At 36.4% G+C, this 23,162-nt stretch carries 27 protein-coding genes and 1 rRNA gene; 27 read left to right on the top strand and 1 reads right to left on the bottom strand.

Features of this window, described 5'->3' with window-relative positions:
* The 11 genes from rrf to rsmI form a co-directional block, all read left to right on the top strand.
* Positions 1 to 86: ribosomal RNA gene (gene rrf, locus ACIQ38_RS22320) — 5S ribosomal RNA — on the top strand; the annotation flags it as partial.
* Between the two features lie 319 nt (positions 87 to 405).
* Positions 406 to 1,827: an aminotransferase class I/II-fold pyridoxal phosphate-dependent enzyme gene (locus ACIQ38_RS22315; protein WP_402828633.1), complete on the top strand. Its 1,422-nt coding sequence runs from the start codon at positions 406 to 408 to the stop codon at positions 1,825 to 1,827.
* A gap of 2 nt (positions 1,828 to 1,829) precedes the next feature.
* Positions 1,830 to 2,471, top strand: a complete 642-nt coding sequence (gene tmk / locus ACIQ38_RS22310; RefSeq protein WP_402828631.1) for a dTMP kinase — start codon at positions 1,830 to 1,832, stop codon at positions 2,469 to 2,471.
* 46 nt (positions 2,472 to 2,517) lie between these two features.
* Positions 2,518 to 2,847 carry a cyclic-di-AMP receptor gene (locus ACIQ38_RS22305; protein ID WP_142540898.1) on the top strand — a complete coding sequence of 110 codons (330 nt, stop codon included), beginning with the start codon at positions 2,518 to 2,520 and terminating at the stop codon, positions 2,845 to 2,847.
* A gap of 24 nt (positions 2,848 to 2,871) precedes the next feature.
* Entirely contained in the window at positions 2,872 to 3,312 is a 441-nt protein-coding gene (locus tag ACIQ38_RS22300) for a YaaR family protein (RefSeq protein ID WP_402828627.1), read from the top strand.
* A gap of 95 nt (positions 3,313 to 3,407) precedes the next feature.
* A complete protein-coding gene (gene holB, locus ACIQ38_RS22295) occupies positions 3,408 to 4,415 on the top strand; it encodes a DNA polymerase III subunit delta' (RefSeq protein WP_402828624.1) in 1,008 nt (335 codons plus the stop codon).
* Positions 4,408 to 5,238, top strand: coding sequence for a PSP1 domain-containing protein (locus tag ACIQ38_RS22290; protein ID WP_402828621.1), 831 nt, complete (start codon positions 4,408 to 4,410; stop codon positions 5,236 to 5,238). The genes holB and ACIQ38_RS22290 overlap by 8 nt, the downstream gene beginning before the upstream one ends.
* Before the next feature lie 12 nt (positions 5,239 to 5,250).
* On the top strand, positions 5,251 to 5,604 hold the full coding sequence (gene yabA / locus ACIQ38_RS22285) for a DNA replication initiation control protein YabA (protein WP_185908019.1): 354 nt from the start codon (positions 5,251 to 5,253) through the stop codon (positions 5,602 to 5,604).
* Positions 5,605 to 5,668: 64 nt separating this feature from the next.
* Complete coding sequence (locus ACIQ38_RS22280; RefSeq protein WP_402828616.1) at positions 5,669 to 6,415, top strand: tRNA1(Val) (adenine(37)-N6)-methyltransferase; 747 nt, start codon at positions 5,669 to 5,671, stop codon at positions 6,413 to 6,415.
* Positions 6,402 to 6,689 carry a GIY-YIG nuclease family protein gene (locus ACIQ38_RS22275; protein ID WP_402828613.1) on the top strand — a complete coding sequence of 96 codons (288 nt, stop codon included), beginning with the start codon at positions 6,402 to 6,404 and terminating at the stop codon, positions 6,687 to 6,689. Before ACIQ38_RS22280 ends, ACIQ38_RS22275 begins: the two co-directional genes overlap by 14 nt.
* Positions 6,667 to 7,545, top strand: a complete 879-nt coding sequence (gene rsmI / locus ACIQ38_RS22270; RefSeq protein WP_402828610.1) for a 16S rRNA (cytidine(1402)-2'-O)-methyltransferase — start codon at positions 6,667 to 6,669, stop codon at positions 7,543 to 7,545. The genes ACIQ38_RS22275 and rsmI overlap by 23 nt, the downstream gene beginning before the upstream one ends.
* Before the next feature lie 44 nt (positions 7,546 to 7,589).
* Here the strand turns inward: rsmI and ACIQ38_RS22265 are convergent, their stop codons facing one another.
* Positions 7,590 to 7,865, bottom strand: coding sequence for a transition state genes transcriptional regulator AbrB (locus ACIQ38_RS22265; protein ID WP_142540905.1), 276 nt, complete (start codon positions 7,863 to 7,865; stop codon positions 7,590 to 7,592).
* 947 nt (positions 7,866 to 8,812) lie between these two features.
* Here ACIQ38_RS22265 and metG point away from each other — a divergent pair.
* From metG to ACIQ38_RS22185, 16 genes are all read left to right on the top strand, one after another.
* Entirely contained in the window at positions 8,813 to 10,765 is a 1,953-nt protein-coding gene (metG, locus tag ACIQ38_RS22260) for a methionine--tRNA ligase (protein ID WP_402828607.1), read from the top strand.
* Between the two features lie 487 nt (positions 10,766 to 11,252).
* Complete coding sequence (locus tag ACIQ38_RS22255) at positions 11,253 to 12,032, top strand: TatD family hydrolase (RefSeq protein ID WP_402828604.1); 780 nt, start codon at positions 11,253 to 11,255, stop codon at positions 12,030 to 12,032.
* A 123-nt stretch (positions 12,033 to 12,155) separates the two neighbouring features.
* Positions 12,156 to 13,355 (top strand): resuscitation-promoting factor, encoded by a 1,200-nt coding sequence (locus ACIQ38_RS22250; protein WP_402828601.1) that lies wholly within the window; start codon positions 12,156 to 12,158, stop codon positions 13,353 to 13,355.
* Positions 13,356 to 13,439: 84 nt separating this feature from the next.
* Entirely contained in the window at positions 13,440 to 14,000 is a 561-nt protein-coding gene (gene rnmV / locus ACIQ38_RS22245; protein WP_402828598.1) for a ribonuclease M5, read from the top strand.
* Between the two features lie 3 nt (positions 14,001 to 14,003).
* Positions 14,004 to 14,882, top strand: coding sequence for a 16S rRNA (adenine(1518)-N(6)/adenine(1519)-N(6))-dimethyltransferase RsmA (gene rsmA / locus ACIQ38_RS22240; RefSeq protein WP_402828595.1), 879 nt, complete (start codon positions 14,004 to 14,006; stop codon positions 14,880 to 14,882).
* Between the two features lie 154 nt (positions 14,883 to 15,036).
* Positions 15,037 to 15,300 carry a biofilm formation stimulator Veg gene (veg, locus tag ACIQ38_RS22235; RefSeq protein ID WP_053591096.1) on the top strand — a complete coding sequence of 88 codons (264 nt, stop codon included), beginning with the start codon at positions 15,037 to 15,039 and terminating at the stop codon, positions 15,298 to 15,300.
* Between the two features lie 130 nt (positions 15,301 to 15,430).
* Positions 15,431 to 15,604 (top strand): small, acid-soluble spore protein, alpha/beta type, encoded by a 174-nt coding sequence (locus tag ACIQ38_RS22230; protein WP_093276510.1) that lies wholly within the window; start codon positions 15,431 to 15,433, stop codon positions 15,602 to 15,604.
* Between the two features lie 197 nt (positions 15,605 to 15,801).
* Entirely contained in the window at positions 15,802 to 16,668 is an 867-nt protein-coding gene (gene ispE / locus ACIQ38_RS22225; RefSeq protein WP_402828590.1) for a 4-(cytidine 5'-diphospho)-2-C-methyl-D-erythritol kinase, read from the top strand.
* A 55-nt stretch (positions 16,669 to 16,723) separates the two neighbouring features.
* On the top strand, positions 16,724 to 17,575 hold the full coding sequence (purR, locus tag ACIQ38_RS22220; RefSeq protein WP_402828587.1) for a pur operon repressor: 852 nt from the start codon (positions 16,724 to 16,726) through the stop codon (positions 17,573 to 17,575).
* Positions 17,553 to 17,924, top strand: coding sequence for a RidA family protein (locus tag ACIQ38_RS22215; protein ID WP_402828584.1), 372 nt, complete (start codon positions 17,553 to 17,555; stop codon positions 17,922 to 17,924). The genes purR and ACIQ38_RS22215 overlap by 23 nt, the downstream gene beginning before the upstream one ends.
* Before the next feature lie 779 nt (positions 17,925 to 18,703).
* Positions 18,704 to 18,994: a septation regulator SpoVG gene (spoVG, locus tag ACIQ38_RS22210; protein ID WP_402828581.1), complete on the top strand. Its 291-nt coding sequence runs from the start codon at positions 18,704 to 18,706 to the stop codon at positions 18,992 to 18,994.
* Between the two features lie 176 nt (positions 18,995 to 19,170).
* Positions 19,171 to 20,541 (top strand): bifunctional UDP-N-acetylglucosamine diphosphorylase/glucosamine-1-phosphate N-acetyltransferase GlmU, encoded by a 1,371-nt coding sequence (gene glmU / locus ACIQ38_RS22205; RefSeq protein WP_402828578.1) that lies wholly within the window; start codon positions 19,171 to 19,173, stop codon positions 20,539 to 20,541.
* A gap of 22 nt (positions 20,542 to 20,563) precedes the next feature.
* Positions 20,564 to 21,529, top strand: coding sequence for a ribose-phosphate diphosphokinase (locus ACIQ38_RS22200; protein WP_402828575.1), 966 nt, complete (start codon positions 20,564 to 20,566; stop codon positions 21,527 to 21,529).
* Positions 21,530 to 21,601: 72 nt separating this feature from the next.
* A complete protein-coding gene (locus ACIQ38_RS22195; RefSeq protein ID WP_402828572.1) occupies positions 21,602 to 22,201 on the top strand; it encodes a 50S ribosomal protein L25/general stress protein Ctc in 600 nt (199 codons plus the stop codon).
* Positions 22,202 to 22,287: 86 nt separating this feature from the next.
* Entirely contained in the window at positions 22,288 to 22,851 is a 564-nt protein-coding gene (gene pth, locus ACIQ38_RS22190; RefSeq protein ID WP_402828569.1) for an aminoacyl-tRNA hydrolase, read from the top strand.
* A gap of 45 nt (positions 22,852 to 22,896) precedes the next feature.
* Positions 22,897 to 23,127: an anti-sigma-F factor Fin gene (locus tag ACIQ38_RS22185; RefSeq protein ID WP_402828566.1), complete on the top strand. Its 231-nt coding sequence runs from the start codon at positions 22,897 to 22,899 to the stop codon at positions 23,125 to 23,127.
* The last annotated feature ends 35 nt before the right edge of the window (positions 23,128 to 23,162 follow it).

Here is a 23,162-nt window from a genome sequence, read left to right as displayed (position 1 = left end):
GTTCCCATACCGAACACGGAAGTTAAGCTCTTTTGCGCCGATGGTAGTTGGGGGTTTCCCCCTGTGAGAGTAGGACGTCGCTGGGCACATTAAAAGGAAGTCGTTACCGAGTAATCGGTAGCGGCTTCCTTTTTATTTGTAGAAGATTAACCACCAGTAAGGAATAATCATGGTATTTAAAAGGCAGATTTGAACAACTTGAATCATATATTTTGAAACAAAACATAATTTAATTAGATAATTATACTTGAGGTACAATAGTATTTCAGTTGGTTGTTTAATCTCTTATCTACATAGTATTTTATAAAGCAGTACCATTATATAAGTAACTGGAAAACATAAAAATGCTCTATTCATGTATAATAAAAGAAGATGGTTAGAAACGATATTGTGAGGTAGTATAACATGCAGGAAAAACGACCGTTAGTCGAGGCATTAGAAAAATTTCATAACAAAAGAAGTGTTTCTTTTCATGTACCTGGACATAAGAACGGACTTTTATCAAACTTGCCAAATGTATTAAAAGAAACTATGCGGTATGATTTGACAGAGTTAAGTGGATTAGATGATTATCATCATCCAGAAGAAGCAATTAAAGAAGCAGAGCAGCTACTTTCAGAAACTTATAAAACGCAGAAAAGTTATTTTTTAGTCAATGGAACGACTGTAGGAAATTTAGCAATGATTTATGCTACTTGTCAGTTTGGTGAGCAAATTATAGTACAAAGAAATGCTCATAAATCTATTTTTCATGCGATTGAATTAGTCGGGGCTGAACCTATATTTGTTGCACCAGAATGGGATGAGCGAACGAAAACAGCATCTTATGTTTCATTGGAAGTTATTGATAAAGCCATACAGCAGTATCCTATGGCTAAAGCCGTTGTACTAACCTATCCAAGTTATTATGGGGTTGCTTCTTCTAATCTGCACCATATTATCGATTTATGTCATATGAATAATATGCCGGTCTTAGTGGATGAAGCTCATGGGGCACATTTCCGTGTGAATAAGGGATTTCCCAAGTCTGCATTAATGTGCGGAGCAGACGTAGTTGTTCAATCGGCTCACAAAACATTGCCAGCACTAACGATGGGATCTTTTTTACATTTTAATTCGAAGTTAGTCAAATTAAATAAGATAAATAAATATTTGCGAATGCTACAATCAAGCAGTCCTTCCTATCTCTTATTAGCTTCACTGGATGATGCAAGAAGTTATGTCGAAAGATACAATGAAATAGATTATAAACATTTTATAGATAGAAGAAAGTTATTTATCGATGCGTTACAAACTATATCTAGTCTGGAAATAGTGCAAGTAGACGATCCACTTAAATTATTAATACGAGTAGGGGAGTATGCTGGTTTCCAAGTACAAAAAGCATTTGAAGCGCAGAATATTTATGTAGAATTAGCGGATACACATCAAGTATTAGTTATTTTGCCTTTATTAAAGGGAGAGCATGAATATCCATTTGCAGATATTAGAAAGCGTATAAAGAAAGCAGTAGATCAATTAGGAAAAGAGTTGCCAAATAGTCCTGGAGAAATCCAACCGATTATTCAATATCCTATTTCAACATTACATATGAGTGTCGGTGTATTGAATGAAAAGCAAGGTCAATGGATTCCATATACCCGTTCGATCGGAAGAATAGCAAAAGAAATGCTGATTCCCTATCCACCAGGAATTCCTCTTTTAATAGCAGGCGAGAAAATCACAGTTTCAATGCTAACTGAATTAGAAGAATGGTTGGATAAGGGTGCGGTATTTCAAGGAGAACATAGACTTGTAGAAAAGTTAATATATGTAGTGGAGGATTAATAGTGCAAAAAAGAGGGTATTTTATAACTAGTGAAGGTCCTGAAGGGGCTGGAAAAACAACCGTCATGAATTTACTTGGAGAACAATTAACACAAGAGGGTTATGACGTTGTAATGACAAGAGAACCTGGTGGGATTATGATTTCTGAAAAAATTAGAAACATAATTTTAGATAATAAGCATACAATGATGGAAAGCCGTACGGAAGCTTTACTGTATGCTGCAGCAAGAAGACAGCATTTAGTTGAAAAAGTAAAGCCTGCTCTTGAAGCTGGAAAAGTAGTAATATGCGATCGTTTTATAGATAGTTCGCTTGCATATCAAGGTTTTGCAAGAGGTATTGGTGTGGAAGAAATATTAGCTATAAATAAGTTTGCAATAGGCGATACAATGCCAAACAAAACGATTCTATTCGATATTGAACCAAGTGTAGGGCTTGCCAGGATAAACGCCCATGAAAACCGCGAAAAGAATCGTTTAGATGTAGAAAGTCTAACATTTCATGAAAAAGTAAGGGAAGGTTATTTATCATTAGTTGAACAGTATCCAGAACGTATAGATGTAATTGATGCTTCTCGTTCAGTTGATGAAGTATTAAAAGATGTATACCAAATTGTAAAAAGCGAATTAGAAATAGTTAGATAATTCATGTTATAATAAAAAGAAGAAAATACAATAGGAGTGAGTATCGATGAAATTGATAGTAGCAGTAGTGCAAGATCAGGATAGTAACCGATTGTCCAATGCTTTAACGAAAGCGAAGTTCAGAGCGACAAAACTGGCGAGTACAGGTGGTTTTTTACGATCTGGAAATACTACTTTTTTAATCGGTACCGAGGACTCATTAGTAGCTTCGGCTTTAGAATTGATAAGAGATAATTGTCGAGCAAGAGAGCAAATGGTTGCGCCTGTTTCTCCAATGGGAGGAAATGCAGATTCGTATATTCCATATCCAGTAGAGGTTGAAGTAGGAGGAGCTACAGTATTTGTTCTGCCGATTGAACAATTCCATCATTTTTAATAATGAAGGAAGGGGTAGAAAAAGTTGAAGATAAATCAAGATGTACGAGTAGGTATAGATAAAGTAAGAAAAGATTCCATTCATAATGGTCCAAGATCTACAAACTTTGGACAAATGATCACTAGACATGAACAAAAAATGCAGACGGAAACAATAACAAAACTGCTAGGAGATATATCAACGGCAGGGGATCGCCTTGCACGATCAAGAAATTTGCGTGATATGGCAAAGTTTAAAATGCTAATTCGAAAGTTTCTACAAGAAGCCGTAGATTTTGGAATGGGGTTAAAACAATCCCATACGTGGAATCGTTTTGGTGAAGGTAGGAAGTTGAAGATTGTTGAGACAATTGATGAGAAGTTAGTAGAATTAGCTGAAGAGATTTTAGACCAGGAGAAAAGTTCCATTGATCTATTAGATAAAATTGGAGAAATAAAAGGTCTACTTGTTAACCTTTACACGTAAACTTCCCGTGTTTTCGCCACCTGCGAGACACGGGATTTTTTAGAACTTACTTAAGCAAATGATAAAAGCATTCGATAATAAAGAAGGTGAGATATATGGAAGACTGGTCAATTGATGAAGTCGATAAATTACAACCGGTAGCAATTAAGCAAATTCAATCAATTGTTCAGAAGAACCGAATTGGGCATGCTTATATCATAGAAGGTGCAAAAGGTACTGGCAAAGTAAAGGTAATGCAGTTTTTTGTACAACTTATATTATGTGAGAACCGAAACGAAAATGTTCCATGTGAAACATGTAGAAGTTGTAAAAGATTAAAATCCGCTAATCATCTAAACTTTATGGAACTTGAACCAGATGGACAATTTATTAAGCGTGGTCAAATAGATGACTTAATACATGAAATGAGTAAAACAGCTATTGAAACTGGTCGTAAAATATATGTTATCCATCAAGCAGATCAATTGAATGCTAGTGCTGCTAATACATTATTGAAGTTTTTAGAAGAACCACAGAGTGAAATAACGGCGATTCTTTTAACGGATAGAATGCATGCACTCATTCCAACCATTCGTTCTAGATGTCAGCATTTAAGTTTAGCTGCTATGCCGCAATCCGTTCTAAAACAAAGACTTATAGAAGAAGGAATAACTGAATCGATGGCTTCTACTGTTTGTCGGATGACGAATCAAGTCGAGGAAGCGATAAAATTAGCGAAGGACGAGCAATTTGGACTTGCAAGGAAATCAGTGTTAAAATTGGTTGAAGCGAGTGGAAAAAGTGTGCAAGAAGCATTAATGTGTATTCATGAAGACTTTGGCCCATTGCTTAAAGAGAAGGAGCAAGCAGAGCAAGCATTAGATTTACTCCTATTCGCTTATCGTGATATAGTAGCTATAAAAGCAAGTAACATCGCAGTCTGTACTTATCCCGATATGGTTCATTATTGGAAGCAAGTTGCCCTGCATACTACGTATGAGCAATTATCCAAACAATTAGAAATAATTTTACATGCAAAACAAAACTTGCATAAGAACATGAACCGGACACTGATGATGGAGCAATTAATGCTAAACTTGCAGGAGGTATTTACTTTTGTATAATGTTGTAGGAGTTCGCTTTAAAAAAGCGGGTAAAATATATTATTTTGATCCAGTAGATTTTGCGTTAGAGAAGGATGATTACGTTATTGTAGAAACCGCTAGAGGGGTTGAGTACGGCAAAGTAGTAGTACCGATCAAACAAGTAGGCGAGCATGATGTAGTTCTTCCTTTAAAACAAGTAGTCAGACCTTCTACGGAGAAAGATCGAATTCAAGTGGAAGAAAATCGTTTAGAATCTGTACAAGCTTTGGCATTAGGCACTGAAAAGATTCTAGAAAGAGCTTTAGAGATGAAGCTTGTGGATGTTGAATATACGTTTGACAGAAACAAAATTATTTTTTATTTCACTGCGGAAGGTCGAGTAGATTTTCGTGATTTAGTGAAGGATTTAGCTTCAGTATTTAGAACTCGAATTGAACTAAGACAAATTGGAGTACGCGATGAAGCTAAAATGCTAGGGGGCATTGGTCCATGCGGACGTATGCTTTGTTGTTCTACATTTTTAGGTGATTTTGAACCAGTATCTATTAAAATGGCAAAAGATCAAAATTTATCATTGAATCCATCTAAAATATCAGGTTTATGTGGACGCTTAATGTGTTGTTTAAAGTATGAAAATGATGAATATGAAGAAGCAAGAGAACAAATGCCTGACATCGGTGATAAAATCGAAACGCCCGATGGATTTGGAAGAGTAGTAAGTATGAATATTTTAGAACGGGTTTTACGTATAGAGTTAAATGATCCCCAGAGAGTATTAGATTACACGTTAGAAGAAATTATTAGCCATTCGGAAAATCCGGTACAATGGTCGGGGCAATGAGGTGAATGTGTGATGGACCGTAATTTTTTAGATACAATTATAGAATTTGAAAAACAATTAGAGTCCACGCAGCTGCAATTTCGAGCTTTAAAAGAATTTGTGGCGATAATGGTAGAGGAACGTCAAACGCTACAACAAGAGAATAACCATTTAAGACAGAGACTCGATGAAATGCATGAAAAAGAAGCATTAAATGAGAAAGTTCGAGAAGAAAGATTAAACAAAGCTGATATTGGAGAAGGTCATGATAATTTAGCACGACTTTATCAAGAAGGCTATCATGTTTGTCATGTTCATTTTGGAAGTTCTCGAAAAGAAGAAGATTGTCTATTTTGCTTATCATTTTTAAATAAACAAAACGTATGATCAATTGACTGATGCCACTCCAAAAGAGGGTGTCAGTCTTTTGTTTTGCTTGGAGGAATCAATTATGGAACAATGGTTAAAGGATGACGAACGACTCGATTATTTATTGGCAGAGGATTTACGGATTATTCAAAGCCCATCAGTTTTTTCATTTTCATTGGATGCCGTTTTATTGGCAAGGTTTACATATGTACCGATTAAAAGAGGAAAAATAGTAGACTTATGCACTGGTAATGGTGCCATTCCGTTATTTTTAAGTGCCCGTACGCAAGCAGAAATAATAGGCATTGAATTACAAGAAAGACTTGCAGATATGGCGACAAGAAGTGTAGAGTATAACGAACTTTCAGAACAAATTATGATTCAAAAAGGTGATGTTAAAGGTATTGCTACACAAATTGGATCGGAAAAGTACGATGTTGTCACTTGTAATCCGCCTTATTTTCCAGCCCATGAAGCAAGTGAACGGAATTTAAAAGAACATTTAGCGATTGCTAGGCATGAAATCCATCTCACGCTAGAAGAAGCAGTCATTTCTGCAAGCGAACTATTAAAACAAGGTGGAAAGGCTGCATTTGTTCATCGACCTGGAAGATTACTTGATATTATAACAGCGATGAGAGCAAATCGACTGGAGCCTAAACGTATTCGATTTGTTTATCCAAAAGAAGGAAAAGAAGCAAATACACTATTAATAGAAGGAATAAAAGACGGGAAGCCAGATTTAAAAATTTTACCCCCTTTATATGTATATGGTGCAGATGGTCAATATACAGAAGAAGTAAAAGAGATGCTATATGGAAAAGAATGAAAAGATTCATACATTTTATGTTTTAGAATGCATGGATGGTTCCTACTATGCTGGTTATACGAATGATTTAGCAAAAAGAATTATGGTGCATAATGAAGGAAAAGGTGCAAAGTATACACGAGCAAGACGCCCCGTTATCTGTATATATAATGAAACATTTGAAACGAAACGTGAGGCAATGCAAGCAGAATATGCTTTTAAGCAATTATCGAGGAAGCAAAAGATTCATTATATGGGAGGGCAAATAAAGGATGAAATCTCAGAAATCGACTGAGCACGAACAAAGTAGCAGTTTATATTTAGTTGCAACGCCTATCGGCAATTTAGAAGATATGACAATGCGTGCTATTCGAATATTAAAAGAAGTAGACATGATTGCAGCAGAAGATACACGCAATACGAAAAAACTTTGTAATTATTTTGAAATAGCGACGCCTTTAATGAGCTACCACGATCACAACCAGCAAGCCGGAGGAGAAAAGATATTAGATTTGTTGAGAGAGGGAAAACGCATAGCGTTAGTGAGTGATGCTGGACTTCCTTGTATCTCAGATCCTGGTGCAGACATTGCTGCAAAAGCGGTTAGTGAGGGGTTTGCGGTCATTCCGGTCCCTGGAGCAAATGCAGCACTAAGCGCATTAATTGCTTCAGGGTTATCGACACAGCCTTTTTTCTTTTACGGATTTTTAAGTAGAAATAAAAAAGAAAGAAAAGCAGAGATTACACAGCTTCAAAAAAGGCAAGAGACTGTAATTTTATATGAATCGCCTCATCGATTAAAGGATTCCTTAAAAGATATGCAGTCAATTATGGAGGGCACTCGTCAAATTGTATTAGCGAGAGAACTGACAAAAAAGTTTGAGGAGTTTCTAAGAGGGACAATTGATGAAGCGGTAAACTGGGTAGAGCAAAATGAAATTCGTGGGGAATTTTGCATTGTATTAAATGGTAATAATGAAGCTCCTTTAGATGAATCAGATGTACCGTGGTGGCAAGAGTTAAGTATAGAGGAACATGTGAACAATATAATAGAAGAAAAACAATTTACGACGAAGGAAGCTATTAAAGAAGTAGCAATCCAAAGAGGTTTGCCAAAAAGAGACGTTTATCAAACTTATCACATAGAATAAATAAAAACATCCGTATTCTAAAAAAGAATGCGGATGTTTTTCTATTATTTTAAGTTATTTTGAATCTCTTTAATTAGTAATTCTGCACCTTCAGGGCTTAGAATTAGTTTACCGCCAACAAGACGAAGGTTATCATCTGATACTTCACCAGTTACAGCGCAAGTCATGTTAGGCATGTATTTTTTTAGAATGATTTTATCGTCATCAACGTAGATTTCTAGAGCATCCTTTTCTGCAATTCCTAGTGTGCGGCGAAGTTCAATTGGAATAACTACGCGTCCTAATTCGTCAACTTTACGAACAATACCTGTAGATTTCATAATAGTTTTCTCCTCTCAAGAGTTCAAATTTTTCGTCATTTTTCGACATAAATCTATTACATATATATAATCATACCAAGTACTACCATTTACGTCAATAATTAAATTATGAAAAACATTGCGTTATATCATAAAAATTTGATCAAATAATATATTAATAGATAAAAATTTGATTAATAAATTTAAAAAAAGTCATTATTTTGGAATAATAACCATTTTATTTAATAATTTAGGTAGTTAAACATAAACTAAGAATATGTGTGCAGATTAGTTAATTTATACTAATACCATTTCACTATATGGGGGGTAAGTATCTTATTTTTCACTAGAACAGTTTTAGTTCGCCTTAGACAAAATAATAACAACGTCATTTTCGATAATTTTATTGTGGGTATTTAAAGGAGCATGGTCTAAATATGCGACATCATGGTTGCTCTCCGAATATGCGATTTTGGCACACTATCGCTTTTAGCAGGTATTTCTTGCTTTTTATTTGCAGAGCTCGTGCTAGTAATATGTTGATACTATATTGAAGGGGAATACCTCTTTCCAATTGAAAAGGCGAAAATGTGAAAGAGAAGGACTGAGCAGCCAAAATTACATCTTTGGCTGCTTTTATTTGGATAGGAAAGTTGCCATTTTTTTATTCTCAAAAGCTTGGGCACTTTAATTACCAGTGTTTTTGAAGAGTGACGGACCAACAACTACCACCCATCTTTTAAGTAATGGTATAAAACTTGTTTCGTTCAATGCGCACCAAAAGCATCTATATAATAGAGTGCTTTTGGTGTTTTACAATCATAACAATCAATTTACTGGATAATTGTATTTATTCAATATGTGGGAGTCGACAATTATACAGTATAGTTATTAATTATTTGAAACAAATACTTTGTTTAGATAGAATAGAATATAAAGTAGATTTTCGCATTGGAGGCATTTTTACATTGAAAGATCAACAAAAAACATTTTATTTAACAACGCCGATTTACTATCCAAGTGGCAAGTTTCATATTGGTACTGCATACACAACAGTAGCATCCGATGCAATGGCACGTTACAAACGACTAAGAGGCTATGATGTTAGGTTCCTTACAGGAATGGACGAGCATGGTCAAAAAATTCAAGAAAAAGCACAAGAAGCAGGTAAGGAGCCACAAGCATACGTCAATGAAATTGCGGAAGCAGCGAAAAAGGTATGGTCTTTGATGGACATTTCATATGATGATTTCATTCAAACAACAGAAGAGCGCCATACCAAAACAGTTGAAAAGATATTTCAACGTTTTTTAGACAATGGAGATATTTATAAAGGTGAGTACGAAGGGTGGTATTGTACTCCTTGTGAATCTTTCTTTACAGAGAACCAGTTAGTAGATGGTAATTGTCCAGACTGTGGTAGACCTGTTCATAAAGTAAAAGAAGAGTCTTATTTCTTTAATATGAAGAAATATACAGATCGTTTATTAACTTATTATGAAGAAAATTTAGAATTTATCGAACCGGAATCTCGAAAAAATGAAATGATTAATAACTTTATTAAACCCGGATTAGAGGATTTATCTGTTTCCAGAACATCATTCGATTGGGGAATTCAAGTACCAGGAGATCCGAAGCATGTTATTTATGTATGGGTGGATGCGCTAACAAACTACATTACTTCACTAGGTTATCTTGCAGAAGACGATTCATTATTTAAAAAGTATTGGCCGGCGGATGTACATGTTGTAGGAAAAGACATTGTAAGATTCCATACAATTTATTGGCCGATTTTCTTGATGGCACTAGATTTACCACTACCTAAAAAAGTATTTGCACATGGATTTATTATGATGAAAGACGGCAAAATGTCTAAATCTAAAGGAAATGTTGTGTACCCAGAAATGTTAGTGGAACGTTACGGGTTAGACGCAACGCGTTATTTCTTATTGCGTGAGCTACCATTTGGACAAGATGGCGTATTTTCTCCCGAATCGTTTGTAGAACGTACAAACTTCGATTTGGCAAATGATTTAGGTAATTTGTTAAACAGATCCGTGTCGATGATCAATAAATACTTCGATGGAAAAGTACCAGTAGCTCTAAGTGAGCCGACAGAATTCGATGCAGCTCTTCAGGAATTTGCAAAAGAAACAATTGAAAAGTATGAAGCGAGCATGGAGAACATGCAGTTTAGTGTTGTATTAAGCGATTTATGGGCTTTCATTTCTCGTACAAACAAATATATTGATGAAACACAACCATGGGTGCTTGCAAAAGAGGAGGCACTTCGTGGTCAGTTAGCGGCTGTAATGACCAATTTAGCTGAAAGTTTGCGTCAAATTGCAACATTAATCCAACCATTTATGACGAACAGTCCAAAAGAAATGATGAACCAGCTTGGACTGACTGAAGAATATTTGGAATGGGATAAACTTGGAAGTTTCCATGTGATTGGAGACAATATAAAGGTAATTCAAACGGGTGTCCCAATATTCCCTCGTCTAGATGTGGATGTGGAAGTAGCTTATATTCGTGATCAAATGCGCGGGTCTGTGCAAACACCACAAGAAGAAGTAGAAGAGGTAGTAGAGGCCGAAGAAATTTCAATCGATGATTTCTTTAAAGTGGATTTACGAGTAGCTACTGTTTTGGAATGTGAACAAATTCCAAAGGCAGATAAATTATTAAAGCTACAACTAGACATGGGTTATGAAAAACGTCAAGTTGTATCTGGAATAGCGAAGCACTATAAACCGGAAGAGCTTATCGGGAAAAAAGTGATTGTCGTTGCTAATTTAAAACCAGTTAAACTTAGAGGAGAACTATCTCAAGGGATGATTCTTGCGGGTGAAAAGGATGGCTATTTGACGCTAGCAACAGTAGATGAAAAGCTTGAAAATGGCGCACAAGTGAAATAATAAGTTAAAATAGACCTGTCGCTAAAAAAGTGACAGGTCTTTTTATCGCTTTAGTAAATTCTAAAACTTTATATATGTTGTAAACCTTTTTGTAAGTAATGTAAATAATATCATTTTATAATCAAACGCAGTGTAGAGATAATGTGTCTTAGTGACCGCTGTGATTTTCGTTGTAGCCGTACGCTTTCCGCCGGGTGAGCGATGAATCATTCACGTCGCTTGCGCGTAAGTTGATCAAGCTCTACACGAAGTTGGACGATCTCTCTTCCAAACACTGCAAATAGATGAAATTATGCCTATAAGCTAAAACTAATAGTGCTTCCTTAAGACGCACTATCCCTATTAAATGCACCATATTAATGTTAACCATTTCCATTTGCCATATAGGGACTGAAATAGAAGCTTATGCTTTTCTTATTAAAAATGCTATTTTCAAATACTATTCTAAAATCTATATAAATGAATTTAAGTGAGGAGAAGAAGTTAAATGTTTATAGATACACATGTACATTTAAATGCCGACCAATATGACGAAGACTTACAACAAGTAATTGATCGAGCATTACAAGCAGATGTAAAGAAAATGGTTGTTGTCGGATTTGATCGTAAAACAATCGAACGAGCAATAAAACTAGCGGAAGAATATGCATTCATCTATGCAGTAGTAGGTTGGCACCCGGTAGATGCAATTGATTGTACAGAAGGTGAACTTCAATGGATTGAAGAACTCGCTGCACATGAAAAAGTAGTAGGTATCGGAGAAACAGGACTGGATTATTACTGGGATAAATCGCCAAAAGATATTCAACAAACATTATTCCGAAAACACATTCGTTTAGCTCAAAAAGTGAATCTACCGATTATTATACATAATCGAGAAGCGACGGAGGACGTCATACGTATTTTAAAAGAAGAGGATGCCTACCTCACAGGTGGCATTATGCATTGTTTTGGAGGAAGTGTCGAAACAGCACGACAATGTATCGACATGAATTTCATGATTTCTCTTGGCGGGCCCGTAACATTTAAAAATGCAAAGAAACCTAAAGAAGTAGCTGCGGAAATTCCTTTAGAGCATTTATTAATTGAAACAGATGCCCCTTATTTAGCACCTCATCCTCATCGAGGAAAGAGAAATGAGCCTGCCCTTGTTACACTTGTTGCAGAAGAAATTGCAAGATTAAAAGGGCTGCCAATTGAACAAGTTGCAGAAGCGACAACGATAAATGCAGAACAATTTTTCCGCATAGCAGACAAAAAAATATAGGCTTTTTGACGTCCAAAATATAGTCTACTTTTGCTGTGTTTGAATTGTGTAAAAAAATATAAAAAGTTGACAAGATGACGAGTACTCTATATAATCACTCGAGTGAACAAGGAGGCGTTTTTCATGTCAAATAATACCATGAAAAACCTGTTCTTTCATTCATTGAGGAGCAAGCAAACACTAGTAACTATTGCATCTTTACTATTGTTTCTTGCAGTCGTTTCTTTCGTTTTATACGAAGGAACTAAGAAAACTGTTGCTTTAACAGTTAACGGTGAACAACAAGAGATTTTAACGCACGCAAATACAGTCGGAGAACTACTAAAACAAAATAATATAGTAGTTGCAAACGATGACTTTTTACAACCCTCAGTGAACACTTCAATCAAAAATAATTTAAAGGTTGAGTGGGAGCAGGCAAGACAAATAGAAATTACAGTGGATGGTGAAATTCAAACAATCAACACTACTGAACATTTAGTTTCAGAAATACTCGCAAAAGCAAATGTTCAAATAAATGAACATGATGCAATAACACCTGCTGCGGATGCAGAGGTTGGACCGAAAAATAAAATTGCAATTGAAAAAGCGTTTGAAGTCACGCTTTTAGATGGTAACGAAGAAAAGAAGGTATGGTCCACTTCGACTACGGTCGCTGACTTTTTAAAACAATCTAACATTCAACTGAATGAATTCGACCGAGTAGAACGGCAAATGGATGAGATGGTCATTCCAGATTCCGTTATAAAAGTGGTGCGAGTAGAAAAGGTCACCGATGTAGTTGAGGAAGCTACAAACTTTGCAGTAGAAACGAAAAAAGATGACTCGCTATTAAAGGGAACAGAAAAAGTAGTACAAGCAGGTGAAAAAGGATCTGTTTCACGAACTTATGATGTTCAAAAAGAAAATGGGGTAGAAGTGTCCCGCAATGTTATTAGTGAAAAGGTAATAAAAGAACCTAAGAAAAAAGTAGTGGCAGTTGGAACGAAAGTAGTAACTGCTAGTGTATCCCGTGGCGCAACAGATAGTGCAGGAAATGAGTTCTATGTAACAGCAACTGCATACACGGCTTATTGTAATGGTTGTTCTGGTGTGACTACAACTGGGATTAATTTAAAGTCTAATCCAGATGTGAAAGTAATTGCAGTAGATCCTAAGGTAATTCCATTGGGCTCTAAAGTTTGGGTAGAAGGCTACGGTTATGCAGTAGCTGGAGACACTGGTGGTGCCATCAAAGGAAACAAGATTGATTTATTCATGCCATCTAAATCGAAAGCATATGACTTTGGGCGTAAGAAGGTACGCATTAAAGTATTAAATTAATGTTATATAGCTTCCCTTTCATTGATAGGGGAAGCTTTTTTGCGTTATGATAAGAAGTAATAAAGTAGAAAAGAGGAAGTACCTTTGCGAATAAAAGAAGTCATTGTTGTAGAAGGTAAAGATGACACAACAGCTATTAAGCGTGCAGTAGATGCAGATACAATTGAAACGAATGGATCCGCTATTTCTAAAGAAACACTGATGAAAATTCAGCATGCACAAGAGAAAAGGGGAGTCATCGTATTTACAGATCCAGATTACCCAGGGAGACGGATTCGTGCAATTATTGAAGAGCATGTTCCTGATGTGAAGCACGCGTTTTTATCAAAAGAAAAAACGGTTGCCAAAAACGGCAAAGGATTAGGTATTGAACATGCAAAAGACGAGGATATCCGCCTAGCACTTGCGAGTGTTTATACTCCTAAATCTGATATGGATGTAGCAGTGAGTATTCCTTTAGAGATATTGGTAGGAGGAAAGTTGATCGGCCATCCAAATTCCAAAGAGCGAAGAACAAGGCTTGGAGAATATTTAAAAATAGGATATACAAATGGGAAACAATTACAAAAGCGACTTTCCGTTTTTCAAATTAGCATACAGCAGCTAGAAGAAGCAATTTCACTATTGGATATGGAGGATAAATAATTTATGCAAAAAGATATAGCTACCCCAGTTCGAACGCAAGAAATACTAAAAAAATATGGTTTTTCCTTTAAAAAAAGCTTAGGTCAAAACTTTTTAATCGATCCTAATATTTTGCGCAATATCGTAGGACATGCAGATCTTACAAAAGATTCTGCAGCAATCGAAATTGGACCAGGAATTGGTGCTTTAACAGAGCACTTAGCAAGAGCAGCAGGAAAAGTAGTCGCTTTTGAAATAGACCAAAGACTGCTACCAGTACTAGAAGATACGCTATCACCTTATGACAATGTAGAAATTGTCCATTCCGATATTCTAGAAGCAGATGTGAAACACCTATTCGTAGAAAAGCTAGAAAATTATAAAGACGTTATGGTAGTGGCAAATTTACCATACTATGTTACAACGCCTATTTTGTTGAAATTATTAATGGATCGTTTACCTATTCGAGGAATGGTTGTTATGATGCAAAAAGAAGTAGCTGACCGCATTACTGCGAAACCTGGCACAAAAGCTTACGGATCACTTTCTATAGCAATTCAATACTATATGAAAGCAGAAGTAGCCATGATTGTACCAAAAGCAGTCTTTATGCCTCAACCTAATGTAGAATCTGCTGTTATTAAGTTGACGCGTCATGAAACATCACCTGTACATGTAATTGATGAAGATTTTTTATTTCAAGTATCTAGAGGCTCGTTCGTGCAAAGAAGAAAAACGATTATCAATAATCTGCAATCCTCCTTACCAAATGGGAAACAGAAAAAAGAGTTAATTCTACAATCTTTAGAAAAAGTAGGTATTAATCCGACGAGAAGAGGCGAAACTCTATCTATCGAAGAATTCGGTCATTTAGCGGATGAATTGTATCCTCATTTTCATTAATCCTACTTGTTACAATATTAGTAATGTTTATAAACAAAAGTATGCATGAGAAGAAATAAAAACGTTGACAAAGGGTACCTCTGGTTGTTAAAATATTTTGTTTGACAAAAAAATAAATGCATGATATAGTAGTATTCAGTGAGGTGTAAGCGGAATGCCAAAAACTTTAGCTGATATTAAGAAGTCATTAGATCATCATTTAGGCAAGCGTTTGCAATTAAAAGCAAACGGGGGACGTAAGAAAACAATCGAGCGAGCTGGTGTATTAAGAGAAACGTATCACGCCGTATTCGTTATCGACTTGGATCAAGATGAAAATTCTTTTGAACGTGTATCTTATAGTTATGCAGACATTTTGACAGAAGCAGTAGAAATCACTATTTTTGATGAAGCAAATAATTTAATCGTTGTAAAATGAGTATTTAGAACTTTTATTTTTTATATTAGCAAACAAACTCTTTCTCTGTTCTTTGGAATGGAAAAAGAGTTTTTTGCTGTTTTGTGGACATACTAGAAAAGCTAATTGTTAAAAAAGGAGGATTCACCACATGGCTAGAAAAGGTATTATGTCTAATGAATTAAAAGAAGAGATTGCAAAAGATCTTGGATTTTATGATGTAGTCAAAACCGAGGGCTGGGGTGGAATAAAATCACGTGATGCGGGTAATATGGTGAAACGTGCAATTGAAATGGCCGAGCAACAAATGAAATCACCAAAGTAAATGAGATTCCAAAATAGTGAACAATTAGCAATCAGAAAGGGCAGAGAAATCTGCCTTTTCTTTTTTTAAGTCTGCACAATGCGGACCATACAGTCGCTGCGACCTTAGAGTGCAACCTGCAGACACAGATGCTTCCGCTTTACTTATGTACTGTGGTAAAATAGGGGACAGCATATGTTGGAAAAGGAGCAGATGGGATGTACTATGTAAAAGCACCTGCCAAAATAAACTTAACGCTCGATGTATTACATAAACGTCCAGACGGCTATCACGAAGTAGAAATGATTATGACAACCGTTGATTTAGCAGACCGTATTGGGCTGGAAACAAGAGAAGATGGAGCTATACATATATTATCGGTTGATCGCTTTGTTCCAAATGATCATCGCAATCTGGCGTATCAAGCTGCGAAGATATTGCAGGAAATGTATCATGTGAAATTGGGTGTATCGATCAAAATTGAAAAAAATATTCCTGTTGCGGCGGGACTAGCTGGCGGAAGTAGTGATGCGGCCGCAACGCTTAGAGGATTGAATACGGTATGGAATTTAGGTCTTACATTGGACGAGCTTGCGCAAATAGGTACTAGAATTGGCTCAGATGTAGCTTTTTGTGTGTATGGTGGAACCGCACTTGCTACGGGTAGAGGAGAAAAAATTCAAGAGCTACCTTCTCCAGCCAATTGCTGGGTAATTCTTGCAAAGCCGACACTCGGTGTTTCGACTGCAGATATTTATGGAAACTTAAAAATAAAAGACATTACCCATCCGAATACAGAGCAAATGATTCAAGCTATTGAAGAAAAAGATTTTGAATTAATGTGTGCATCTGTAGGAAATGTACTGGAAGAAGTCACATTAAAACTATATCCAGAAGTGGCAGTCCTAAAAGACCAAATGCAAAAATTTGGAGCAGATGCTGTATTGATGAGTGGTAGTGGTCCAACTGTATTTGGGTTAGTAAATCAGGAATCGAGAGTACAACGAGTATATAATGGGCTTCGTGGATTTTGTGACGAAGTATATGCTGTTCGACTAATGGGCGATAGAGACACACTTGCTTAAACACGGATGATTGTGTTAAATTTTTATTAAAATATTCGTATTTGGAGGTGATTGGATGAAGTGGAAAAGAAGTGAACGATTAGTAGATATGACGCAATACTTGATGGAACATCCTCATAAATTAATACCTTTGACATTTTTTGCTTCTTTATACGAATCGGCCAAGTCTTCTATTAGTGAAGATTTAACCATTGTGAAAGAAACATTTGAAGAAAGAGGAAGAGGCTTATTAGTAACTGTGCCGGGAGCAGCTGGCGGTGTGAAGTTTATTCCGACGATGACAGATGAAGATGTAAAAGTAGTAGCGGCTGATTTGATGGAGCAGCTTTCTAAAGCAGAACGGTTACTACCGGGTGGCTATTTGTATATGACTGATTTGTTAGGGAACCCAACGCTGATGAATAAAGTAGGAAAAGTATTTGCATCGGCTTTTGCAAATGAAAAAATAGACGCGATTATGACTGTTGCCACAAAAGGTATTCCTATTGCGCACGCCATAGCAAGACATTTAAACGTACCTGTCGTCGTTGTCCGTAGAGATAGTAAAGTAACGGAAGGTCCTACTGTTAGTATTAACTATGTATCGGGATCTGCAAGACGCATTCAAACGATGGTTCTTTCTAAAAGAAGTATGGAAAAAGGGCAACGTGTATTAATCACTGATGACTTCATGAAAGTCGGAGGTACGATTAATGGAATGAAGAGCTTACTCGAAGAATTCAATTGTGAGCTAGCAGGTATCGCTGTATTGGTAGAAGCGGAGCATGAAGGGGAGCAGTTGGTAGAAAATTATTTATCCCTTGTAAAACTACACGAAGTAAATGAAAAAAGTGGTACAATTGCTTTAACAGAAGGAAACTATTTTGTGAAGGGTGGAAATTTAGATGAAAGCAGTATCAACAACTAATGCACCAGCAGCAATCGGACCATATGTACAAGGAGTTATTGTAAATGGAATGTTTTATAGCTCTGGTCAAATTCCTTTAACTCCAGGGGGAGAAGTCGTAGAAGGTTCTATTACGGAACAAACAGCCCAAGTATTTGCGAATCTAGAAGCTGTATTAACAGAAGCCGGCTCTTCCTTATCCAAAGTCGTAAAGACATTGGTTTTCTTGAAAGATATGAATGATTTTGCAGAGTTCAATGATGCTTACGAAAAGCACTTCGCAGGCCATAAACCGGCTCGTTCTGCTGTAGAGGTAGCAAGATTACCGAAAGACGTAAAAGTGGAAATCGAAGTAATTGCATTAGTATAAACAAAAGTATGTTTTCTTCGGAGAACATACTTTTTTATATGGAGTGCAGTATAGGGAAAGTGCGTCGTAGTGACCGCTGTGATTTTCGCTGCTGTAGATTCCAGCAGCAGAAATCAATTGAAATTGCCTAATTATTTAGCATCGTCTCGATTAAAACAATTATCTTTTCATGGTCTGTATCCGGTAAATGGCTTAGAGCAATCAACTAGTCATTGAAAGCAACTAATTCTACACTCAAAGCAACTAAAATCAGTGCAAGAGCAACTAAAATGCCGATGAAAGCAACTAGTTTCTTACAATAGCTCTTTACTTGGATTGAGACGACCATCTGCTAGACTAGTTTGTCGTGTTCAAAGGCAACATTGTTGGATTCTTAGTCTATATTGTCTCGTTTATCCATTTATTGATAGTTTATAGCGCTGATAAGTCAATGTTACTTCATTGATTTTTGCCCCAGGGCAGCGGTGAAGGCTCATCACTCACCCCCGGAAAGCGTCCGTTCTGCAGTGAAAATCCCAGCGGTCACCTAATAGAACCTTCTACCACGCCCTATCTCTATAATACTGATAAGTCATAGTCGTCTCACACCAACTACACTTGGTATCTTCAAAATTGGTTACTCAAAGCCAAATAGTCGATTTCTTTTCGCTGTGAATGACGCATTTGCTCCTTATTTTATAATATTAAAAATATTCTTATTCAAAAGAAGGAGAATCGAAACTCTTGTGGAATAGTAATTGAGAGAGATTGATGCAACTATGAAAAAGGGTGGTGATTAAATGGAAGTAACAGACGTGAGGTTACGCAAAGTACTAACAGATGGTCGTATGCGGGCTATCGCTTCCATTACACTGGATAACGAATTTGTTGTGCATGATATTCGAGTGATAGATGGGAATACAGGTCTATTTGTTGCAATGCCTAGTAAAAGAACTCCAGAAGGTGAATTTAGGGATATTGCCCACCCAATAAATCCTGGAACTCGAAACAAAATTCAAGAAGCAGTATTATATGCGTATCATTTGAGTAGTGACGCAGAAGAAGAGAGATTGACAGAGGCAAGCATCTAGTATTATAAAAATGCACAATGAAACCATTTCTATACCAGAGATGGTTTTTTTGTGCAGGAAAATTATATATATTACTTGCTTTGTCATGTATTTGTCAAGAGATATTTCCTTGAAAAATCGTTCCATTTCCGCTATAGTCAAAAGAGGAAATTAGCCCACTGGAGGGAAAACGGAAAATGACAAATACTTTTGCGGTTGTATTAGCAGCTGGTAAAGGAACTCGTATGAAGTCAAGTCTATATAAAGTATTGCATCCTGTCTGTGGAAAGCCTATGGTGGAACATGTTGTCGATAACATGGAAAGACTCGGTGTGGAAAAAATCGTGACAGTTGTTGGCCATGGTGCGGAAGTCGTTCAAAGTGAACTAGGAAATAGAAGTGAGTATGTACTTCAAGCAGAACAGCTAGGGACAGCGCATGCAGTTTTACAAGCAGAAACAAGCCTTGCCAACCTATCTGGAACGACTATTGTGATTTGCGGCGATACTCCACTTATTACGACAGAAACAATGAACGACTTATTGAATCACCATAAACAAACAGGAGCCAAAGCGACAATTTTAACGGCAATTGCAAATGATCCAACCGGATACGGAAGAATTATTCGTGCAGAAGGTGGAAATGTACAAAGCATTGTAGAGCAAAAGGATGCATCTGCAGAAGAACAGCTTGTAAATGAGATTAACTCAGGTACCTACTGTTTTGATAACGAAGCATTATTTAAGTCGTTGAAATTAGTGAAAAACGAAAATGCACAAGGTGAATATTACTTACCGGATGTAATTGAAATTTTGCAAAAAGAAGGAGAAGTAATTTCTGCTTTCGCAGCAAAAGACTTCGATGAAATTCTTGGAGTAAATGATCGAATCGCACTTTCACAAGCCGAACAGATTATGCGATCCCGTATTGCTCATCATCATATGCGTGAAGGTGTAACAATTATTGATCCCCAAAGTACATACATTAGTAGCGATGCTATCATTGGTACGGATACAATTATCCAACCAGGTGTAATGATCGAAGGGAAAACGACGATTGGAAATAACTGTACGATTGGTCCAAATAGTCATATCGTAAATAGTACTATTGGAAATGGAACAACTGTTCATTCTTCGGTTATATTATCAAGTGAAGTTGGAGATCATACAGCAATTGGTCCATTTGCACATATTCGACCACAAACCGAGGTTGGAAATGATGTGAAAATTGGAAATTTCGTCGAAGTGAAAAAATCGACAGTAGGAAATGGAAGTAAGATTTCTCACTTAAGTTATATGGGTGACGCATCAATAGGTTCAAATGTTAATATTGGATGTGGAACAATTACCGTAAATTATGATGGAAAAAATAAATTTGTCACAACAATCGAAGACGATGCTTTTGTTGGTTGTAATTCCAATTTAATAGCGCCAGTTACGATTGGCAATAAAGCGTACGTTGCTGCAGGATCTACAATTACAAAAAATGTACCTGGAGAAGCTCTAGCCATTGGACGCGCAAGACAAGAAAATAAAGAAGGCTACGTTAATAAATTAAAACTAAAATAACCCACTATCCAGGAGGATTACCATGTCAGAACAATACGCATACGAAAATTCGAAGTTAAAAATATTTACACTAAATTCCAACAAAGAATTAGCAGAAGAAATTGCAAGAGAAGTAGGCGTTCCACTTGGAAAATCTACAGTAACTAGATTTAGTGATGGCGAAGTCCAAATCAATATCGAAGAAAGTATCCGCGGATGTGACGTTTTTATCGTTCAATCCACTTCTGCTCCTGTAAATGAACATATTATGGAGTTATTAATCATGTTAGATGCTTTAAAACGTGCGTCTGCTCGTACAATTAGTGTTGTAATACCTTACTACGGCTATGCTCGTCAAGATAGAAAAGCGCGTGCTCGTGAACCAATTACAGCTAAACTTGTAGCAGATCTTCTAACAACAGCAGGTGCAACTCGTGCAATCGTATTGGATTTACATGCGCCTCAAATTCAAGGATTCTTTAATATTCCGATTGATCATTTAGTGGCAGCACCAATTTTATCAGACTATTTCTTAGAAAAAGATATCGATCCTTCTGAATTAGTTATCGTATCTCCAGACCATGGTGGAGTTACTCGTGCGCGTAAAATGGCAGACCGCTTAAAAGCTCCAATTGCTATTATTGATAAACGTCGTCCACGTCCAAATGTTGCAGAAGTAATGAATATTGTCGGAAATGTAGAAGGTAAAACAGCTATTTTAATCGATGATATTATCGATACTGCTGGTACTATTACTATCGCAGCTCAAGCGTTAATGGAAAGCGGTGCGAAAGAAGTATACGCTTGTTGTACACACGCTGTATTGTCAGGCCCTGCAATTGAACGTATCGATAACTCGGTAATTAAAGAACTAGTTATTACGAATTCTATCGAATTATCAGAAGAAAAAACATCTCCAAAAATTAAAGAATTATCTGTAGCGAAATTATTAGGTGATGCAATCGTACGTGTATTTGAGGAGAAATCAGTTAGTACTTTATTTGATTGATAAATAAATGTTTGAAAACTTCCGGTTAAGGGTATACATATTGGTAGAACTTACCCGGGAGGATGAGAATAGATGAGTACAATTGTAAAAGCACAAGCAAGGACACCAAAAGAGAATACGAAGTTAAGAAATAGTGGACATATTCCAGCCGTTGTTTATGGTTTTCAAATGGAATCACAACCAATATCGGTTGACGAGAAAAACTTATCGAAAACACTTCGAGAAGTAGGTCGTAATGGAGTTATGAAACTAGAAGTTAACGGCGAAACGATTAACGTCGTGATGAGTGACTATCAAATGAACATATTAAAAGGTCAAATGATACATGCAGACTTTTTAGCGATCAACATGAAAGAAGAATTAGAAGTAAATGTTGCTGTTCATGTTATAGGTAATTCAGTAGGCGTTTCTGAAGGTGGATTATTGCAACAACCAAATAGAGAATTGACTATTACTGTAAAACCATCAGATATTCCTGAAGCTATTGAGGTGGATGTTTCTGAAATGACGATTGGTGATACATTGACTGTTGCAGATGTTCGAGACAAGATAGATTATACGATAACGAATGACGATGATTATACGTTAGTTACTGTATCTGCACCTCGAACGGAAGTAGAGTCAGAAGAAACCGAAGCAGTTGTGGAAGAAACAAATACAGAAGAAGAATAATAATACAAAGAGATTGTCTTAAGACAATCTCTTTCATTATGTTTATGATAAAATAAAGGAAATACGTATTAAAGGAATGGAAATGAATGAAAATTATTGTTGGTCTAGGAAATCCGGGAAAGCAGTATGAAGGGACGAGACATAATATTGGTTTTCATGTGATAGACGAACTTGCAAATCGTTTCAATATCCCGCTCACACAATCCAAATTTAATGGCATGTATGGTATTTCCCATATCGGTACTGAAAAAGTGATGCTCTTGAAACCGTTAACATATATGAACTTATCTGGTGAATGCATCGTACCGATGATGGATTATTTTGAAGTAGAAGATGAGGACCTGGTTGTTATTTATGATGATTTAGATTTACAAGTAGGAAAGCTTCGACTTCGTCAAAAAGGAAGCGCTGGAGGACATAACGGTATTAAATCCCTTATCCAGCATCTCGGTACGCAAGAATTTAATCGGATTCGTATTGGAATTGACCGACCTAAAAATGGGATGAAGGTTCCAGATTATGTGCTATCCAAATTTAGTGATGATGAAAAAGATGAAATGAGCGCGGCAGTGAAAAAAAGTGGCGATGCTTGTGAAGATTGGTTGTCGAAAAGTTTTTTAGAAGTGATGAATACATACAACGGTGCATAAATTTTAATGAAAAGACCTATACTTCCTAAAAGGAGGTTGATGGTTATGACGATTCATTATAAATGTCGCCATTGTGAGACAGAAATTGGGCAATTACCGTTTGATAGTATAGATGAGCAGTTTTTAACTAAACATGAAATAACACCAGAAGAACAACATGAATACATAGTAAATGGGGCAGAGGGCGAGTATACCGTGCAGTGCATATGTGAAGAATGTCAAAACTCTCTTCAAAAGTTTCCTAATTACTATGCATTAAAAAAATGGATACAGTAAAGATGCTTTGGCACGATTTCGTGCACAAAGCCTTT

The sequence above is a fragment of the Psychrobacillus sp. NPDC096389 genome, assembly GCF_044762855.1.
Taxonomy (GTDB): Bacteria; Bacillota; Bacilli; order Bacillales_A; family Planococcaceae; genus Psychrobacillus.
This window is presented reverse-complemented; position numbering and strand designations above follow the sequence as displayed.

Coding starts and splice junctions, on each gene's coding strand:
- glmU (WP_402828578.1), top strand. CDS start 19,171: ATGACAAATACTTTTGCGGTTGTATTAGCAGCTGGTAAAGGAACTCGT.
- ACIQ38_RS22195 (WP_402828572.1), top strand. CDS start 21,602: ATGAGTACAATTGTAAAAGCACAAGCAAGGACACCAAAAGAGAATACG.
- ACIQ38_RS22215 (WP_402828584.1), top strand. CDS start 17,553: ATGAAAGCAGTATCAACAACTAATGCACCAGCAGCAATCGGACCATAT.
- veg (WP_053591096.1), top strand. CDS start 15,037: ATGCCAAAAACTTTAGCTGATATTAAGAAGTCATTAGATCATCATTTA.
- pth (WP_402828569.1), top strand. CDS start 22,288: ATGAAAATTATTGTTGGTCTAGGAAATCCGGGAAAGCAGTATGAAGGG.
- ACIQ38_RS22305 (WP_142540898.1), top strand. CDS start 2,518: ATGAAATTGATAGTAGCAGTAGTGCAAGATCAGGATAGTAACCGATTG.
- ACIQ38_RS22315 (WP_402828633.1), top strand. CDS start 406: ATGCAGGAAAAACGACCGTTAGTCGAGGCATTAGAAAAATTTCATAAC.
- ACIQ38_RS22185 (WP_402828566.1), top strand. CDS start 22,897: ATGACGATTCATTATAAATGTCGCCATTGTGAGACAGAAATTGGGCAA.
- ispE (WP_402828590.1), top strand. CDS start 15,802: ATGTACTATGTAAAAGCACCTGCCAAAATAAACTTAACGCTCGATGTA.
- ACIQ38_RS22230 (WP_093276510.1), top strand. CDS start 15,431: ATGGCTAGAAAAGGTATTATGTCTAATGAATTAAAAGAAGAGATTGCA.
- purR (WP_402828587.1), top strand. CDS start 16,724: ATGAAGTGGAAAAGAAGTGAACGATTAGTAGATATGACGCAATACTTG.
- ACIQ38_RS22275 (WP_402828613.1), top strand. CDS start 6,402: ATGGAAAAGAATGAAAAGATTCATACATTTTATGTTTTAGAATGCATG.
- spoVG (WP_402828581.1), top strand. CDS start 18,704: ATGGAAGTAACAGACGTGAGGTTACGCAAAGTACTAACAGATGGTCGT.
- ACIQ38_RS22250 (WP_402828601.1), top strand. CDS start 12,156: ATGTCAAATAATACCATGAAAAACCTGTTCTTTCATTCATTGAGGAGC.
- holB (WP_402828624.1), top strand. CDS start 3,408: ATGGAAGACTGGTCAATTGATGAAGTCGATAAATTACAACCGGTAGCA.
- ACIQ38_RS22200 (WP_402828575.1), top strand. CDS start 20,564: ATGTCAGAACAATACGCATACGAAAATTCGAAGTTAAAAATATTTACA.
- yabA (WP_185908019.1), top strand. CDS start 5,251: ATGGACCGTAATTTTTTAGATACAATTATAGAATTTGAAAAACAATTA.
- ACIQ38_RS22255 (WP_402828604.1), top strand. CDS start 11,253: ATGTTTATAGATACACATGTACATTTAAATGCCGACCAATATGACGAA.
- ACIQ38_RS22265 (WP_142540905.1), bottom strand. CDS start 7,865: ATGAAATCTACAGGTATTGTTCGTAAAGTTGACGAATTAGGACGCGTA.
- rsmI (WP_402828610.1), top strand. CDS start 6,667: ATGAAATCTCAGAAATCGACTGAGCACGAACAAAGTAGCAGTTTATAT.
- rsmA (WP_402828595.1), top strand. CDS start 14,004: ATGCAAAAAGATATAGCTACCCCAGTTCGAACGCAAGAAATACTAAAA.
- ACIQ38_RS22280 (WP_402828616.1), top strand. CDS start 5,669: ATGGAACAATGGTTAAAGGATGACGAACGACTCGATTATTTATTGGCA.